The 14,599-nt window shown below is 63.4% G+C and carries 13 protein-coding genes; 4 read left to right on the top strand and 9 right to left on the bottom strand.

Features of this window, described 5'->3' with window-relative positions:
* Positions 1–16: 16 nt before the first annotated feature.
* From B0E48_RS10730 to B0E48_RS10700, 7 genes are all read right to left on the bottom strand, one after another.
* Entirely contained in the window at positions 17–1,222 is a 1,206-nt protein-coding gene (locus B0E48_RS10730; RefSeq protein ID WP_077518086.1) for an efflux RND transporter periplasmic adaptor subunit, read from the bottom strand.
* A complete protein-coding gene (locus B0E48_RS10725) occupies positions 1,212–4,448 on the bottom strand; it encodes an efflux RND transporter permease subunit (protein WP_077518085.1) in 3,237 nt (1,078 codons plus the stop codon). Before B0E48_RS10725 ends, B0E48_RS10730 begins: the two co-directional genes overlap by 11 nt.
* A 182-nt stretch (positions 4,449–4,630) precedes the next feature.
* Positions 4,631–6,034, bottom strand: coding sequence for an ATP-binding protein (locus tag B0E48_RS10720; RefSeq protein ID WP_077518084.1), 1,404 nt, complete (start codon positions 6,032–6,034; stop codon positions 4,631–4,633).
* Positions 6,031–6,696 carry a response regulator transcription factor gene (locus B0E48_RS10715; RefSeq protein ID WP_077518409.1) on the bottom strand — a complete coding sequence of 222 codons (666 nt, stop codon included), beginning with the start codon at positions 6,694–6,696 and terminating at the stop codon, positions 6,031–6,033. Before B0E48_RS10715 ends, B0E48_RS10720 begins: the two co-directional genes overlap by 4 nt.
* 81 nt (positions 6,697–6,777) lie before the next feature.
* On the bottom strand, positions 6,778–7,401 hold the full coding sequence (gene hflD / locus B0E48_RS10710; protein WP_077518083.1) for a high frequency lysogenization protein HflD: 624 nt from the start codon (positions 7,399–7,401) through the stop codon (positions 6,778–6,780).
* A 31-nt stretch (positions 7,402–7,432) separates the two neighbouring features.
* Positions 7,433–8,560 carry a tRNA 2-thiouridine(34) synthase MnmA gene (gene mnmA / locus B0E48_RS10705; protein ID WP_077518082.1) on the bottom strand — a complete coding sequence of 376 codons (1,128 nt, stop codon included), beginning with the start codon at positions 8,558–8,560 and terminating at the stop codon, positions 7,433–7,435.
* On the bottom strand, positions 8,557–9,042 hold the full coding sequence (locus tag B0E48_RS10700) for an NUDIX hydrolase (RefSeq protein ID WP_077518081.1): 486 nt from the start codon (positions 9,040–9,042) through the stop codon (positions 8,557–8,559). The genes mnmA and B0E48_RS10700 overlap by 4 nt, the downstream gene beginning before the upstream one ends.
* Before the next feature lie 122 nt (positions 9,043–9,164).
* Between B0E48_RS10700 and clpS the strand changes: the two genes are divergently transcribed.
* Together clpS and clpA are read left to right on the top strand one after the other, a co-directional pair.
* Positions 9,165–9,491 carry an ATP-dependent Clp protease adapter ClpS gene (clpS, locus tag B0E48_RS10695; protein WP_077518080.1) on the top strand — a complete coding sequence of 109 codons (327 nt, stop codon included), beginning with the start codon at positions 9,165–9,167 and terminating at the stop codon, positions 9,489–9,491.
* Between the two features lie 66 nt (positions 9,492–9,557).
* Positions 9,558–11,837, top strand: coding sequence for an ATP-dependent Clp protease ATP-binding subunit ClpA (clpA, locus tag B0E48_RS10690; RefSeq protein ID WP_077518079.1), 2,280 nt, complete (start codon positions 9,558–9,560; stop codon positions 11,835–11,837).
* Positions 11,838–11,953: 116 nt separating this feature from the next.
* Here the strand turns inward: clpA and infA are convergent, their stop codons facing one another.
* Together infA and B0E48_RS10680 are read right to left on the bottom strand one after the other, a co-directional pair.
* On the bottom strand, positions 11,954–12,172 hold the full coding sequence (infA, locus tag B0E48_RS10685; RefSeq protein WP_007508585.1) for a translation initiation factor IF-1: 219 nt from the start codon (positions 12,170–12,172) through the stop codon (positions 11,954–11,956).
* 122 nt (positions 12,173–12,294) lie between these two features.
* A complete protein-coding gene (locus B0E48_RS10680) occupies positions 12,295–12,570 on the bottom strand; it encodes a polyhydroxyalkanoic acid system family protein (RefSeq protein ID WP_077518408.1) in 276 nt (91 codons plus the stop codon).
* Positions 12,571–12,649: 79 nt separating this feature from the next.
* Between B0E48_RS10680 and B0E48_RS10675 the strand changes: the two genes are divergently transcribed.
* The gene (locus tag B0E48_RS10675; protein WP_077518078.1) at positions 12,650–13,417 is read left to right on the top strand and encodes an FHA domain-containing protein; all 768 of its coding nucleotides are present in this window, start codon (positions 12,650–12,652) and stop codon (positions 13,415–13,417) included.
* Between the two features lie 89 nt (positions 13,418–13,506).
* Complete coding sequence (gene serC, locus B0E48_RS10670; RefSeq protein ID WP_077518407.1) at positions 13,507–14,592, top strand: 3-phosphoserine/phosphohydroxythreonine transaminase; 1,086 nt, start codon at positions 13,507–13,509, stop codon at positions 14,590–14,592.
* Positions 14,593–14,599: the final 7 nt, after the last annotated feature.

Raw genomic sequence — 14,599 nt, 5'->3', positions numbered from 1 at the left:
GCGATCAGGCATGAGATCAACCCTGTTTCGGTCGTGTATGCGTGGTGCTTGCCAGTGATGCGGTGGTAGCGAGACGCACCTGGTCACCCTGTGCCAGCGAATCCGGTGGATGGTCGATGATGCGGTCGTCCGGCTGCAGGCCGTGATCGATTTCCAGTGTGTCGCCCAGGTCCATGCCGATATGGACGTCGCGCAACTGCACCCGGTTGTCCGCGCCCAACACGGCGATCTGCGGACCGGCGGCGCGGAAGATCAGCACCGTCGCCGGCACCGTGATCAGATGCGTGTTGACGGACACCGGCAGGTTCACTTCGGCGTAGTCGCCTGGCAGTAGCTCGCCATTCGGATTCGGTGCCTCGAATTGCGCCAACAGCGAACCGGAAGCCTGATTGACTGATGCGGATGAGCCGATCAGCGTGGCCTTGTAGGACACGCCGGGATGCTCGAGCACGCTGAGGTCGACGGTCATGCCTGGCTTGATCGAGGACGCATAGCTCTGCGGGATGCGCACGTACAGCCGCATCTTGCTGGTATCGGCCACGGTGAACAGCGCCGGGCTGCTCTCGCTGGTCGCCGAGATCAGGTCGCCGATGTCGGTGCTGCGGCTGGTCACGGTGCCGCTGAACGGCGCCGTGATGTGCTTGAACGATTCCAGTGCCGCCAGTCGGTCCAGGTCCGCCTGGGCCGATAGTACGTTGGCGGCGGCCACTGCGGCTTCACCACTCTTCTCGTCGGCCTCCTGCTTGGAGACGGAGTTGGACGTCAGCAAGTGCTGCCAGCGCTGGCTGGTGACCTGCGCCAGGTGCTCATCCGCTTGGGCACGCACCAACACGGCCTTGGCCTGGTCGTATTGCTGGTCCAGCTCGGGCGTGTCGATTACGCCGAGCGTGTCGCCCGCATCCACCGTGCTGCCGATGTCCTTGCTCCAGCTTTTCAGGTAACCACTGACGCGTGCGTGGATCGGCGCACTGATCCATGCCTCGATGTGACCGGGCAGGGTCATTAGATGCGCGTCGGCAGCAGTCAGCGGCGCGGCCAGTTGTACCGTGGGCAGTTCCTGCGCATCGGTCCAGGTCACCAGTTGGTGGTAGTCGTGTGCGCGCACAGCCAACCCGGTCAGGGTGGCCAGCACCGCTACCACCAGCGTGACGGCAATGGTGAGCTTCAGGCGCGGCTGCTTGGGCGGCTCGCCGGCGTTATGCGACGTGACGTCATGCGACATGGGGATTTTCTCCAAGCAGGGGAGTAGTGGAAGCTGCACGTTGTTCTTTGGCGTGCACGATGCTGAAAATCACCGGCACGAACAGCAGGGTGGCGAAGGTGGCGAACAGCAGGCCACCGATCACAGCCACGCCGAGCGGCGAGTTCTGTTCATGGCTGAGCGCCATCGGCAGCATGCCGATGATCATTGCCAGTGCGGTCATGCAGACCGGGCGGAAACGGGTGAAACCCGCCTCCAGCGCGGCCTTGACCGCATCGCCATGTTCGGCCAGCCGCTCGCGGCAGAAACTCACCACCAGGATCGAGTTGGCGGTGGCCACACCCATGCACATGATGGCGCCGGTGAGTGCGGGAACCGACAGCGTGGTGTGAGTGACGAACAGCATCCACACGATACCGGCCAGTGCTGCGGGCAGTGCGGTGATGATCACGAACGGATCCAGCCACGATTGGAAGTTGACCACGATCAACAGATAGATCATCACCACCGCACCGAGCAGGCCGAACAGCAGGCCGCTGAAGGCTTCGTTCATGGTGCCGACCTGTCCGCGCAGGGTGACCATGGTGCCCTTGGGGCGCGTGCTGGCGAAGTCGGCCAGTACCTTGTCCACGTCGGTGGCGACCGCACCCAGGTCGCGATCCTGCACCGAGGCGTAGATGTCGAACGAGGGCAGAATGTTGTAGTGCGAGACCACCGCGGCGCTGGGCTCGCGCGTGAAGCTGGCGATGCCACCGAGCATCTGGCTGGCCTTGCCGCTGGACGATGTCACTGGCAGTCGCGCCAGGTCGGCCATCGAATCCATCTTGTACTGCGGCGTGGCCGCGACGATGGCGTAGGAGACACCGTTCTTCGGATTCAGCCAGAACGCGGGTGCGACCTGGCCGCTGCCAGCCAGCGACGCGACCATGCTGTTGGTGACATCGCGTTCGGTAATGCCCAGCGCATCAGCGCGGGTGCGGTCCACATGCACGTTGAACTGCGGATAGCTGGTGCTCTGCTGCAGGCGCACGTCGGCGATGCCCGGCACGGCGCGCAGGCGTTTCATGATCTGCGTCGCGTAGGCTTCGTTCTCGGCGCTGTTGCGGCCGGTAATCGACACATCCAGCGGCGCGGGCGCGCCGAAGTTCAGGATCTGGCTGGTCATGTCGGCTGGCAGGAATGCGAATTCGGTGCCGGGGAAGGCCTTCGGCAACTGCTCGCGCAGTTTCTTGACGAAATCCGCGGCGGGCTGGTGGCCTTCCTTCAACGCGATCTGGATATCGCCATCCTGCGGACCGATCGTGCCGGTGTTGCTGTAAACCAGGTTGACGCTGCTCAACGGCAGGCCGATGTTGTCGATCACCGAGTCGAGCTGGTTGGGTGGGATGACCTTGCGGATAGCCGCTTCGATGTGGTCGAACTCCGCCGCAGTTTCCTCCACTCGGGTACCCATCGGCGCACGCACGTGCAAGGCGATCGAGCCGGCATCCACGTCTGGGAAGAAGTCGCGCCCGAGGAACGGCACCAGGGCGAACGAGATCAGCACGAAACCGAGGAAGCCGAGTATGAAGTTGCGGCGCCGGGTCAGCGCCACGCCGAGCATCGCATAGTAGGCATCGCGGATCCGGGTGAAGTGGTGCTCGAATTTCAGCTGGAACGCGATCGCCTTGCGCACGAACAGGTTGCGATGGGCATGGTGTTGGTCGCCCTCGTGATGGTTGATGTAACCATCTTCAGGATGGTCGCCGACACCTTTCTCGGTGACATGCGGTTTCAGCAGGTACATCGCCAAGGTCGGCACCAGCGTGCGCGACAACACGAACGACGAAGCCATCGCAAAAATCACCGACAGCGCCATTGGCCGGAACAGGAAGCCGGCAATGCCGTCGAGCATGAACATCGGCACGAACACGATGCAGATGCACAGCAGCGAGACGAAGGCGGGCGTGACGATCTGTTTAGCGCCATCCATGATCGCCGAATGCACGTCCTTGCCCTGTTCGAGATGCCAGTTGATGTTCTCGATCGTGACCGTGGCATCGTCGACCAGGATGCCTACTGCCAGCGCCAGGCCGCCCAGCGTCATCACATTGAGGGTCTGCCCGGTCACCGAGAGCAGGGCGATCGAGGACAGGATCGCCAGCGGGATCGACACCGCGATGATGACGGTCGAACGCCAGCTGCCGAGGAAGACCAGGATCATCACCGAGGTCAGCAGCGCCGCGATGATGCCTTCGCGCGCCACCGAAGCGATCGCCGATTTCACGAACACCGACTGGTCGTTGAGCATCGAGATCTTCAGCGACGGCGGCATCGTCTCCTCGATCAGCGGCATCAGTTTCTTGACGCCGGCGACCACGGACAGCGTCGAGGCGTCGCCTGTTTTCAGGATCGGCATCAGCACGGCGCGCTTGCCATCGACGCGCACCACGTTGTTCTGCGGTGGCGAGCCGTCGCGCACGTGGGCCACCTGGCCGATCGTGATGGTGGCGCCATTGACCGTCTTGATCGGCAGGTTGTTCAGTGCCGCGAACGCCTGCGGGCTGTTGTTGAGCTTGACGTTGTATTCGTAGGTGCCGATCTTGGCCGTGCCGACCGGAATGATCTGGTTCTGCGACGCCAGCGCATTGGCAACGTCCTGCGCCGACAGGCCCTTGGCGTCGAGCGCCTGCGGGTCGAGATCGAGCGTGATCTGGCGCTGCTGGCCGCCATAGGGCGTGGGGATCGCCACGCCATCCACCGAGGTCAGCGTGGTGCGCACGTCGTTCTGCGCAATGTCGCGGATCTTCGATTCGGACAGATCCTTGCTCGACAGTGCCATCTGCAGCACGGGCACGGTGGAGGCGTTGTAATTGAGAATCAGCGGTGGTGTGATGCCTGGCGGCATCTGCTTGACTACCGTCTGCGAGATCGAGGTGACCTGCGCGGTCGCCGTGCGGATGTCGGTACCGGGCTGGAAGAAGATCTTCACCACGCCGGCGCCAGGCAGCGACTGCGATTCGATGTGTTCGATATTGTTGACCGAGGTGGTCAGTGTGCGCTCGTAGTAATAGATGATGCGGCCGGACATCTGGTTCGGCGGCATGCCCTTGTAGGTCCACACCACGCTGATCACCGGGATACCGATGTTCGGGAAGATGTCCGTGGGCGTGCGCAGCGCGGCCAGTGGCCCGGCGATCAGGATGAGCAGCGCCAGCACGATGAAGGTGTAGGGCCGCGACAGCGCCAGGCGAACTAGACCAAGCATGGGAATGTTTCCGGAAGCATCGGTGTGCAGGTGACGGAGATGGCTTGCGTCGTTCCTGCGCGGGCAGGATCAGGCGGAATGTCACGCATGATCGCAAGCCAGCCTTGTGGCAACCTTTTGCTTGTGCCGTGACTGTCGGCCAGTCAGGTGACAGCCGGTTTGGCTGCCGTGCAGCAGGCCCGTCAGGCCGATGCGGCATCCATGTGGATGCGCACCTGCAGTCCGTGACCAAACGGTGAGGCGAGCAACTCGATGCGGGCATCGTGCAACTCGATCGCACGCTGAACGATGCTCAGTCCCAGGCCGTAACCGAAGGATTCGCTTTCGGTGGCGCGATGGAAACGTTCGAAGACCACGTCCCGGCGTTCGGCGGGAATGCCCGGGCCGTCATCGCAGATGCTGATCACTGTCTCGTTGCCGACGACGTGGATCGATACCTCGACGCGACCATCCTGGCCGGTGTAGCGCAAGGCGTTCTCGATCAGGTTGCGGAACATCGCGGTGAGGGCTGCTTCGTGACCGTGCAGCCACAACGCATCGGCGTCGTGGTTGAGGCTGAACGCGATGTCCTTCTCGGCGATGACCGGTGCCAGTTCTTCGATGACTTCGGTGGCCAGGGTGATCAGGTTCAGATGCACCCGCTGTTGCGAGGCGGCACCGGCCTCCAGTCGGGCCAGTGCCAGGATCTGCTCGATCCGCCGCGCCAGCCGCACCAGACTCTGCTGTGCGCTTTGCAGGGTGGACTCGATCTCGCCGGGGCCGCGGACAAGTCCGTTAGCGATTTGCGCGTTTTCCACGTGGATCATGGTCGCGGTCAGTGGCGTACGCAGTTCGTGCGCCACATCACTGGCAAACCGGTGTTCGCGTTCGATCGTGTCTTCCAGTCGTTCCAGTTGCTGGTTGAGCGTCACCACCAGCGGGGTGATCTCGCGGGGCATGTGATCGATCGCGACCGGTTGGCGGCTTCCCGGCGTGCGCGCGGCCAGTTGCTCGGTCAGCAGGACCAGCGGACGCAAGCCGCGTCTGACCGCGAGACTCGCCAGCAGCGCCAGCAGCGGCAGACCGATCAAGAGCGGAAGGCTGTGCTCCATGATCAGTGCCTGGGTGATTTCTCTGCGATTGTCATAGCGCTCGCCGATGCGTATGACCAGGCCGGCCTGGTTCTGCAGAGTGAAAGTCCGCCATGCCTGATCATGCACGCGCAGGTCGCGAAACCCGCGATCCTCGATCGTCGGCACCGTCAGGTCGGCAAAATTCGACGTGGCAGCCAGCAACTTGCCATTCGCGGTATAGGCCTGGAAGCCCACATCGGGTTCGTAGTTGCGCTTGTGCACCCGCACCATGACCGCGCTACGCAGATTTTCCGCACTCAACGCGACATCCGGCGAACCGGGCATGGTGGAGGATGGCAGGTGTTCGAGCAGCGACCCCACCGTGCGGCCGGCCTGGGCCAGCCGTCCATCGAGCAGATGGCCCATCTCGCGCAGTTCGCGCTGATAGCTCAATACCCCCAGCGGTATCAGCACGCCGATCTGCACGGCAATGATCAGCCAGGTCAGCCGCGTGCGCAGGCTTGCCGCTCTCATTTGGACTCGCGTGGAATCATGTAGCCGATGCCGCGCACGGTGCGGATCGCTTCGGGGCACAGCTTGCGGCGCAGCCAGTGCACCTGCACCTCGATCGCATTGCGCTCCACCACGGTGTCCAGCCCGTAGACCGAATTCTCGAGCGCTTCGCGACGGACGATGTGGCCAGCGTGTTCCATCAATGCCTGCAACAATGCGAATTCACGCCGCGTGAGACTGACCTGATCGCCGCGGAATTCCACCTCGGCTGTGGCCAGATTCAGCTTCATCCCACCGGCCTCGATCAGGTTTTCGGCGAGGCCACGCACGCGGCGCGTAAGCGAGCGGATCCGCGCCACCAGTTCGCCGACGTGGAAGGGCTTGACCAGGTAATCGTCGGCGCCGATATCCAGGCCGCGGATGCGCGTTTCCAGGGCATCCCTGGCGGTCATCACGAGAATCGGCGTTTTCACGCCGTCACGGCGCGCTTCGAGCAGCACGTCCATGCCGTCCATGCCGGGCAGGCCGAGATCAAGCAACACCAGATCGGCGGTGGGGTCGCGCAATGCACGCGCGGCCTCCTTGCCGTCACGCAGCCAGGTCACGGCATACGACTGCTGCACCAGCGCATGCCGGATCGCTTCGCCCAACTGGTTGTCGTCTTCCACCAACAGTATGTGCACGTCGGTTACCTGCGAGCCAAGGTCTTCAAGTGGGGCCATCCCGGCACATTCTGGGCGACCAAGCTTGTGAGTACCTTTAAGTCAGCGGTTGTCCAGCGTCGCCCCGGTCAGCAGGCCACGCGCCAGCATGCTGCATTGGCGGCGGTACAGCAGCAATTGCCACTGGCGACCACCGACCTGTCGCCACAGCACCGCCGAACGCACCGCGGCGAGCAGGTTGGCACGCACCTTTTCCACCACGGTCGGCAACTGCAACTGTTGCGGATTGCCGCTGACCATCACCCGCGGCCTCAAGGTGGACAAGGTCGACGCATACAGCTCGGCCAGGCGACTGGTGACCTGCGCTGAATCCTGACCGAAGTGCTCGACCTGCCGCTGTGCGGCGACGATGCCCTGCTGCAGCTTCTCGAGCAGCTCCGGCCGACCGGTCAGGCTGCGCTCCAGCCGCATCACGGTCACCACCATCTTGGTCACCGCCATGTCGCGGTCGCTCTCGTCGAGCTGCGCGATCAGGTTGCGCAGGCCGATCCGCACGTTGGAGATATTGCCGTAGACCCCGACGACTGACGGTGCGTCGATGCGGAACACGCTGGCCACGCTGGCTTCCATTGCGCCTTCGTCGCAGCGCCCCTCGTTGGCCAGCTGCTGCGCCAGCGCACAGGCCTGGAACAGGCCGGCGAGGGAGAGCACGCGCTCTTCATTCATGGAAAAAATTTCAAGCACGGGTTTGCGGTTCTCATGCAGTGGGTGTGGGGGATGGCGTGAACGCTGGCAGCAGGCCACCGTACGGTGCATCGGTGGTGGCGATCACCGCACCACCTAGGCAGACTTCACCATCATAAAGGACCACAGATTGTCCCGGGGTGACCGCGCGTTGCGGTTCGTCGAAGCGCACCTCGAGGCCATCGTTGCGTACGCTGACGACGCAAGCCTGGTCGGACTGGCGATAGCGGGTACGGGCGGTGCAACGGAAGTGGTCGGATGGTGCACTGCCAGCGACCCAGCTCGGTGCCTCGGTCAACAGTCGCCGGGAATACAGCCAGTGATTCTCGCCACCCTGGGCGACGTACAGCACATTGGCAGCCACATCCTTGCCGACGACGTACCAGGCCTCACTGCTGGCACCATGCCGGCCGCCGATGCCCAGCCCGTTGCGCTGGCCCAGCGTGTAATACATCACGCCCTGGTGTTCCCCGATCAGCTCGCCAGCGGGCGTGCGCATCTCGCCGGAGCGGGCCGGAATGTACTGGGCGAGGAAGCTGCGGAAATCGCGCTCGCCGATGAAGCAGATGCCGGTGGAATCCTTTTTCGCATGGGTCGGCAGTGCCGCCTCGCGGGCCAGCTCACGCACGCGGGGCTTCTCGATTTCGCCAAGCGGAAACAGCGTGGCACCCAGTTGCTGCTGGCCCAGCGCATGCAGGAAATAGCTCTGGTCCTTGGCTGCGTCGACCGCACGCAGCAGACGATAACGACCTTCGTGAAAATCGACGCGGGCGTAATGGCCGGTAGCGATCTTCTCTGCACCGAGCGCGTGCGCTTCGTCCAGGAAGGTCTTGAACTTGATCTCGCGGTTGCACAACACGTCGGGATTCGGTGTGCGCCCGACGCGGTATTCGGCAAGGAAGTGCTCGAACACGCCGTCCCAGTATTCGGTGGCGAAATTGCGTGCGTGAAACGGAATGCCGAGCCGGCCGCAGACGGCTACAGCGTCCTTGCGATCGGCGTCAGTAGTGCATGGGCCGCTGCGCTCGTCTTCCTCCCAGTTCTGCATGAACAGCCCTTCGACCTGGTGGCCGGCCTGTTGCAGCAGCAGGGCCGCGACCGAGGAGTCGACGCCGCCGGAGATGCCGAGCATCACCTTCATGCGCTGCCATCCGCCGAGATATAGTCCAGGGTGTCCAGCGGCAGTCGCTGCCCGGCCAGCCACGCATCGATGCTGAGCAATACCAGCGGGCTGCGCAGGCGCTCACCCAGGGCAGCGATTTCGGCACGGGTCAGCCACAACGCCCGGCGAATGCCAGTGTCCAGTGGACGCGCCGGATCATGGTTCATGGCCCGTGCCGCAAAGCTGAAACGGATCACCGCATCGCCATGCTCGGTGCTGCGCCATTGGTGCACACCGATCAGGTGCTGCAGTGCCACCGTCCAGCCGGTTTCCTCCAGCGTTTCGCGCATGGCTGCGTTAGCCAGGCTTTCACCGTCGTCCAGATGGCCTGCGGGCTGGTTGTAGGCAAGCCGGCCGTTGACCTCTTCCTCGACCATCAGGTAACGCTCGCCATCGGCTACCACGCAGGCCACGGTCACGTGCGGGCGCCAGATCTCGGTGGTGGGTGGGAAATCAGCCATTAGGGTTCAGCAAGGCACTGGAAAAGCGGCCATTGTGCCATTACCTCATGCGGAGCCATCGCTGCGGTGGTGCATCCCCTGCGGCGTATACTTCGTACCAGAGATCGAATACCCAAGAAACCATGGCCCACGAATCCGAACATGAGCACGACAGCGGCCGCGGACTGGCGCTGGAAACCGCCAAGCCTGAAGTGGCGCGACCACCGCTATTTCAGGTACTGCTGCTGAATGACGACTTCACCCCGATGGATTTCGTGGTCGAGGTGTTGCGCGGCTTTTTCAACCTGGACCAGGAACAGGCGGTACAGGTGATGTTGCATGTGCATACCCGTGGCCGGGGCGTGTGTGGTGTGTTTACCCGGGAGGTGGCGGAGACCAAGGTGACCCATGTGAACGAATATTCACGCTCCCATCAGCACCCGCTGTTGTGCACTATGGAAAAGCTCTGAGCGACCCCATTTCGTGCTCATCGCGGCGCTGAAGGCCGCTCAACATTGCAAGCGGAGACGATCCGAATGTTCAGCAAGGATCTGGAAGTCACCATCGGCCATTGCTACAAGCAGGCCCGCGAACAGCGCCATGAGTTCATGACGGTGGAGCACCTGTTGTTGGCGCTGACCGAAAACCAGTCGGCGGTGGGCGCCCTGCGTGCGTGCGGCGTGGATCTGCCGCGGCTGTCGAGCGAACTCGAACGCATCATCGCCGAGACCGTGCCGGTGCTGCCGCACGGCGACGAGCGCGATACGCAGCCCACGCTGGGATTCCAGCGGGTACTGCAGCGCGCGGTGTACCACGTGCAGTCCTCGGGGCGGAAAGAGGTCACCGGCGCGAATGTGCTGGTGGCGATCTTCGGCGAGAAGGATTCGCACGCGGTGTATTTCATGCACCAGCAGGAAATCACCCGGCTCGACGTGGTCAATTACATCTCGCACGGCATCGCCAAGATCGGCGACGAGCCGGCGGCCGGCGTGTCCGGTGGCAGCGAGCGCGAAGGCGAGGAGGGCGGCGAGCCGAAGGGCAATCCGCTGCACGAGTTTGCCAGCAACCTCAACGAGCTGGCGCTGGAAGGCAAGATCGACCCGCTGATCGGGCGTGCCGACGAGATCGAGCGCACGATTCAGGTGCTGTGCCGCCGGCGCAAGAACAACCCGCTGTATGTCGGCGAAGCCGGCGTGGGCAAGACCGCGCTGGCCGAAGGTCTGGCCAAGCGCATCGTTGATGGCGAAGTGCCGGAGGTGCTGGAAAGCGCCACGATCTGGTCGCTGGACCTGGGTGCGCTGGTTGCCGGCACCAAGTACCGCGGCGATTTCGAGAAACGCCTGAAGGGCGTGATCGCCCAGCTGAAGAAGCAACCGGGCTCGATCCTGTTCATCGACGAGATCCACACCATCATCGGCGCCGGTTCCGCGTCGGGCGGCACGATGGACGCCAGCAACCTGATCAAGCCGATGCTGGCGTCGGGCGAGCTGCGCTGCATCGGTTCGACCACGTTCCAGGAATACCGCGGCGTGTTCGAGAAGGATCGCGCGCTGGCCCGTCGTTTCCAGAAGATCGACGTGGTCGAGCCGACCGTGGCCGACAGCATCGAGATCCTCAAGGGTCTGCGCTCGCGTTTCGAGGAGCATCACCACGTCGCTTACACCAACGAGGCGCTCAAGGCCGCGGTGGACCTGTCGGTGAAGCACATTCCCGACCGCCTGCTGCCGGACAAGGCGATCGACGTGATCGACGAGGCGGGTGCGCGCCAGCGGTTGCTGCCGCTGGATCAGCGTACCGGCAAGGTCGACGTGAGCGAGGTTGAATACATCATCGCCAAGATGGCGCGGATTCCGGCCAAGCAGGTATCGGCGTCGGATCGCGATGTGCTGCGCAATCTGGAGCGCAACCTCAAGATGGTGGTGTTCGGACAGGATCCGGCGATCGAGGCGCTGGCTGCGTCGATCAAGATGGCCCGTTCGGGGCTGGCCGATCCGTCCAAGCCGATCGGCTGCTTCCTGCTGGCTGGCCCCACTGGCGTGGGCAAGACCGAGGTGACCAAGCAGCTGGCGATGCAACTGGGCATCGAGATGATTCGCTTCGACATGTCCGAATACATGGAAGGTCATTCGGTATCGCGGCTGGTCGGTGCGCCTCCGGGTTACGTCGGTTTCGACCAGGGTGGCCTGCTGACCGAGGCGGTGACCAAGCATCCGCACGCGGTGCTGCTGCTGGACGAGATCGAGAAGGCGCATCCGGATGTGTTCAACATCCTGCTGCAGGTGATGGACCGTGGCGTGCTGACCGACACCAACGGTCGCGAGGCGAACTTCAAGAACGTGGTGGTGGTGATGACCACCAACGCGGGCGCGGCGCTTGCTTCACGGCGCAGCATGGGTTTCGTCGAGCAGAAGCACGAGTCGGACGCGATGGAAGTGATCCGCCGGATCTTCACGCCGGAGTTCCGCAACCGGCTGGACGCGATCATCCAGTTCAGCGCGCTCGACTTCGAGCACATCCTGCGCGTGGTCGACAAGTTCCTGATCGAGCTGGAAAGCCAGTTGACCGAGAAGCAGGTGAGCCTGGACGTGGATGGAGAGGCCCGCCGGTGGCTGGCCGAGCATGGCTTCGATCCGCAGATGGGCGCACGGCCGATGGCACGGGTGATCCAGGAGAAGGTGAAGCGCGCGCTGGCCGACGAGTTGCTGTTCGGCAAGCTGGCCGAGGGCGGCAAGGTGCACCTGAGCGTGCGCGACGGCGAGCTGCGGGTCGACTGCGAGGCGATCGAGAAACTGCCGGCGGTGGTCGAACCGGGCTGATTCGGTTCATCAAATGACGGGCAAAGCAAAGGCGGCGCATTGCGCCGCCTTTCGTTTCCAGCACCTTCGTATCGGTTCTGTCCCGTTGCGTTTCAGCGCATCAAGGCTGGACCGGATTACTTCATGCGATACGTGATACGACCCTTGCTCAGGTCGTACGGGGTCATTTCGATCTTGACCTTGTCGCCGGTGAGGATGCGGATGTAGTGCTTGCGCATGCGGCCAGAGATGTGGGCAATGATTACGTGCCCATTCTCAAGTTGCACACGAAACATGGTGTTGGGCAGGGTCTCCTGGACCGTGCCTTCCATTTCGATGACGTCGTCTTTGGCCATGTGTTCCGGGGTTCACGCGCAGCCGTCATGGCTGCGTAAGCCGGCGATTATGCCACGGATTGTGGTTCTGGTTAAAGAATCGTCAGGCATTACCTGATCCATTCAGCGCATTCCGTGGACGATCAGGCGAAATGCTCGTCCAGCTTGCGCCGGATTTCCTGCTCGACCATGCCCTTCAGCGGCGAGAACATCAGCCCTAGCTCGGCATTGACCTGGATGGCATCGCTGCTGACGGCGATCGTGCCGTTTACCCCGGGCCGCGAGAAGCGCAGCGTGTCACCGTCCCATTGCCCGTCCACGCCGAGCTTTTCGTGCATCCGTACGGCCACCTTGTCGACCACGGCACGGGCCTCGGCAATCGACAGTTGATGCGGACGGCGGATATCGATCTTGGGCATGACGGGCTCCATGGAAAGGCACATCTTAATGCCACGCGTCTGCATGCTAGAGTTTCGCGGTCTTTCCGGCGGTTGATCCATGCGTATCGAATTCCCCAATGCGGCTCGTGAGGACTTTCACTGGACGCAGGCGCAGTTGCGCATCGGCAGCGCGCCCGACAACGACCTGGTGCTGGCGGCGACCCAGGCCTCGCCCCAGCACCTGCGGATCCAGCAAGATCGTCGCGGATGGGTGCTGCAGGTCATGCCGTCGGCCGATCGCATCTACGTCAATGCGCGACCGGTACGCGAGCGCGCATTGCTGCGCCCCGGCGATGTAGTCAGCGTGGGCGACTGCCGCATGCTGCTGCGTGCCGATCAGGACCCGGCGCTGCGTGCGCCGGTCAGCGTGCCGGAACACGGGCGCTGCACGGTAGCATTGCGCGCTGTAGCCGGACCGCTGTCCGGCCGCGTCCTGCCGTTGCACGACAGCCTGGAGTTGGGGCCGCAGGGGCGTTATCCGCTGGAATTGCCACAAGGCGATATCGCCGTACTGCGCATTTCCTGGCAGGACGGCCAGTTGTTGCTGGAAACCACGCAGTCATCCGCGCGCCATCCGTTGCGGGTCAATGGCGTCAATGCGCAGAAGCTGGTGCTGCAACCGGGCGATCAGATCGGTCTGGCGATGCATCGCTTCGTGGTCGAGGGGCCGGGGATGGAGCCGGAACCGGAGATCGTGATGCCCGAGCCGCCGCCGGAACACCTGCCGGAGGAAGCCGCCGGCCCGACCGGCGAGGTATGGTGGCTGATCGTCACCGCCGCGGTGCTGGCGCTGGGTATTGCCCTCGTGCTGCTGATCCGTTTCTGAGGTTTTCCGACCGAGCCACGTGGCGGTTGACCACTCCATGCTGCGCCGCGCCATAATGCATGGAACACCATGACGGGATGCAACAGCACGTGAGCAGAGTCTGGAATTTCAGCGCCGGTCCGGCGGCGCTGCCGCAGGTGGTACTCGAACGCGCCCAGCGCGAGATGCTGGACTGGAATGGCAGCGGCGCCTCGGTGATGGAGCAGTCCCATCGCGGCAAGCGTTTCATCGAGATGGCCGCTCAGACCGAAGCCGACTTGCGCGCCCTGCTGGCGATTCCCACCGATTACGCCGTGCTGTTCCTGCAGGGCGGCGCCACCCAGTTGTTCGCGCAGATCCCGATGAATCTCGCCGGTGAGGGCGACTGCGCCGATTACATCGACAGCGGCCACTGGAGCTCAAAGGCGATCAGTGAGGCGTCGTCGTATGTGCGCGTCAACGTGGCGGCCAGCGGCAAGGCTGATGAATACCTGAAACTGCCTTCGCGCGACAGCTGGCAGCTCGATCCGCAGGCTGCCTACGTACATTACACGCCGAACGAGACGATCCACGGTGTGGAATTCCATGACATTCCCGTGGTGGGTACGGTGCCGCTGGTGGCCGACATGTCGTCGAACATCCTGTCGGAGCCGCTGGACGTCTCGCGCTTCGGGTTGATCTACGCGGGCGCACAGAAGAATATCGGGCCGTCCGGGTTGGTGGTGATGATCATCCGCCGCGACCTGTTGCAGCGGGCCGGCCGGCCGATGGCGAAGATATTCCGTTTTGCCGAGCAGGCTGCAAACGATTCGATGCTCAACACACCGAATACCTGGGCCTGGTACCTGGCTGGGCTGACCTTTCAGTGGCTGCATGCGCAGGGCGGCCTGGCAACCATTGGCGAGCGTAATCGCGCCAAGGCCGCGCTGCTGTATCAGGCCATCGACAGTTCCGCCGGTTATTACCGCAATCCGATCGAGCCATCCGCACGTTCGCGCATGAATGTGCCATTCACCCTGCACGACAGTGCGCTGGACGCGGCCTTCCTCAAGGAGTCTGAAGCCACCGGGCTGCTCGCGCTGAAAGGCCACAAGGCGATCGGCGGCATGCGTGCGTCCCTGTACAACGCGGTGCCGCTGGAAGCCGTGCAGGTGCTGACGGCATTCATGCGCGACTTCGCTCAGCGGCACGGCTGATCGACCG

Source organism: Rhodanobacter sp. C03 (assembly GCF_002001175.1).
Taxonomy (GTDB): Bacteria; Pseudomonadota; Gammaproteobacteria; order Xanthomonadales; family Rhodanobacteraceae; genus Rhodanobacter.
Note: the sequence above shows the minus strand (reverse complement) of the source record. Positions and strands in the feature narration are given on the sequence as shown.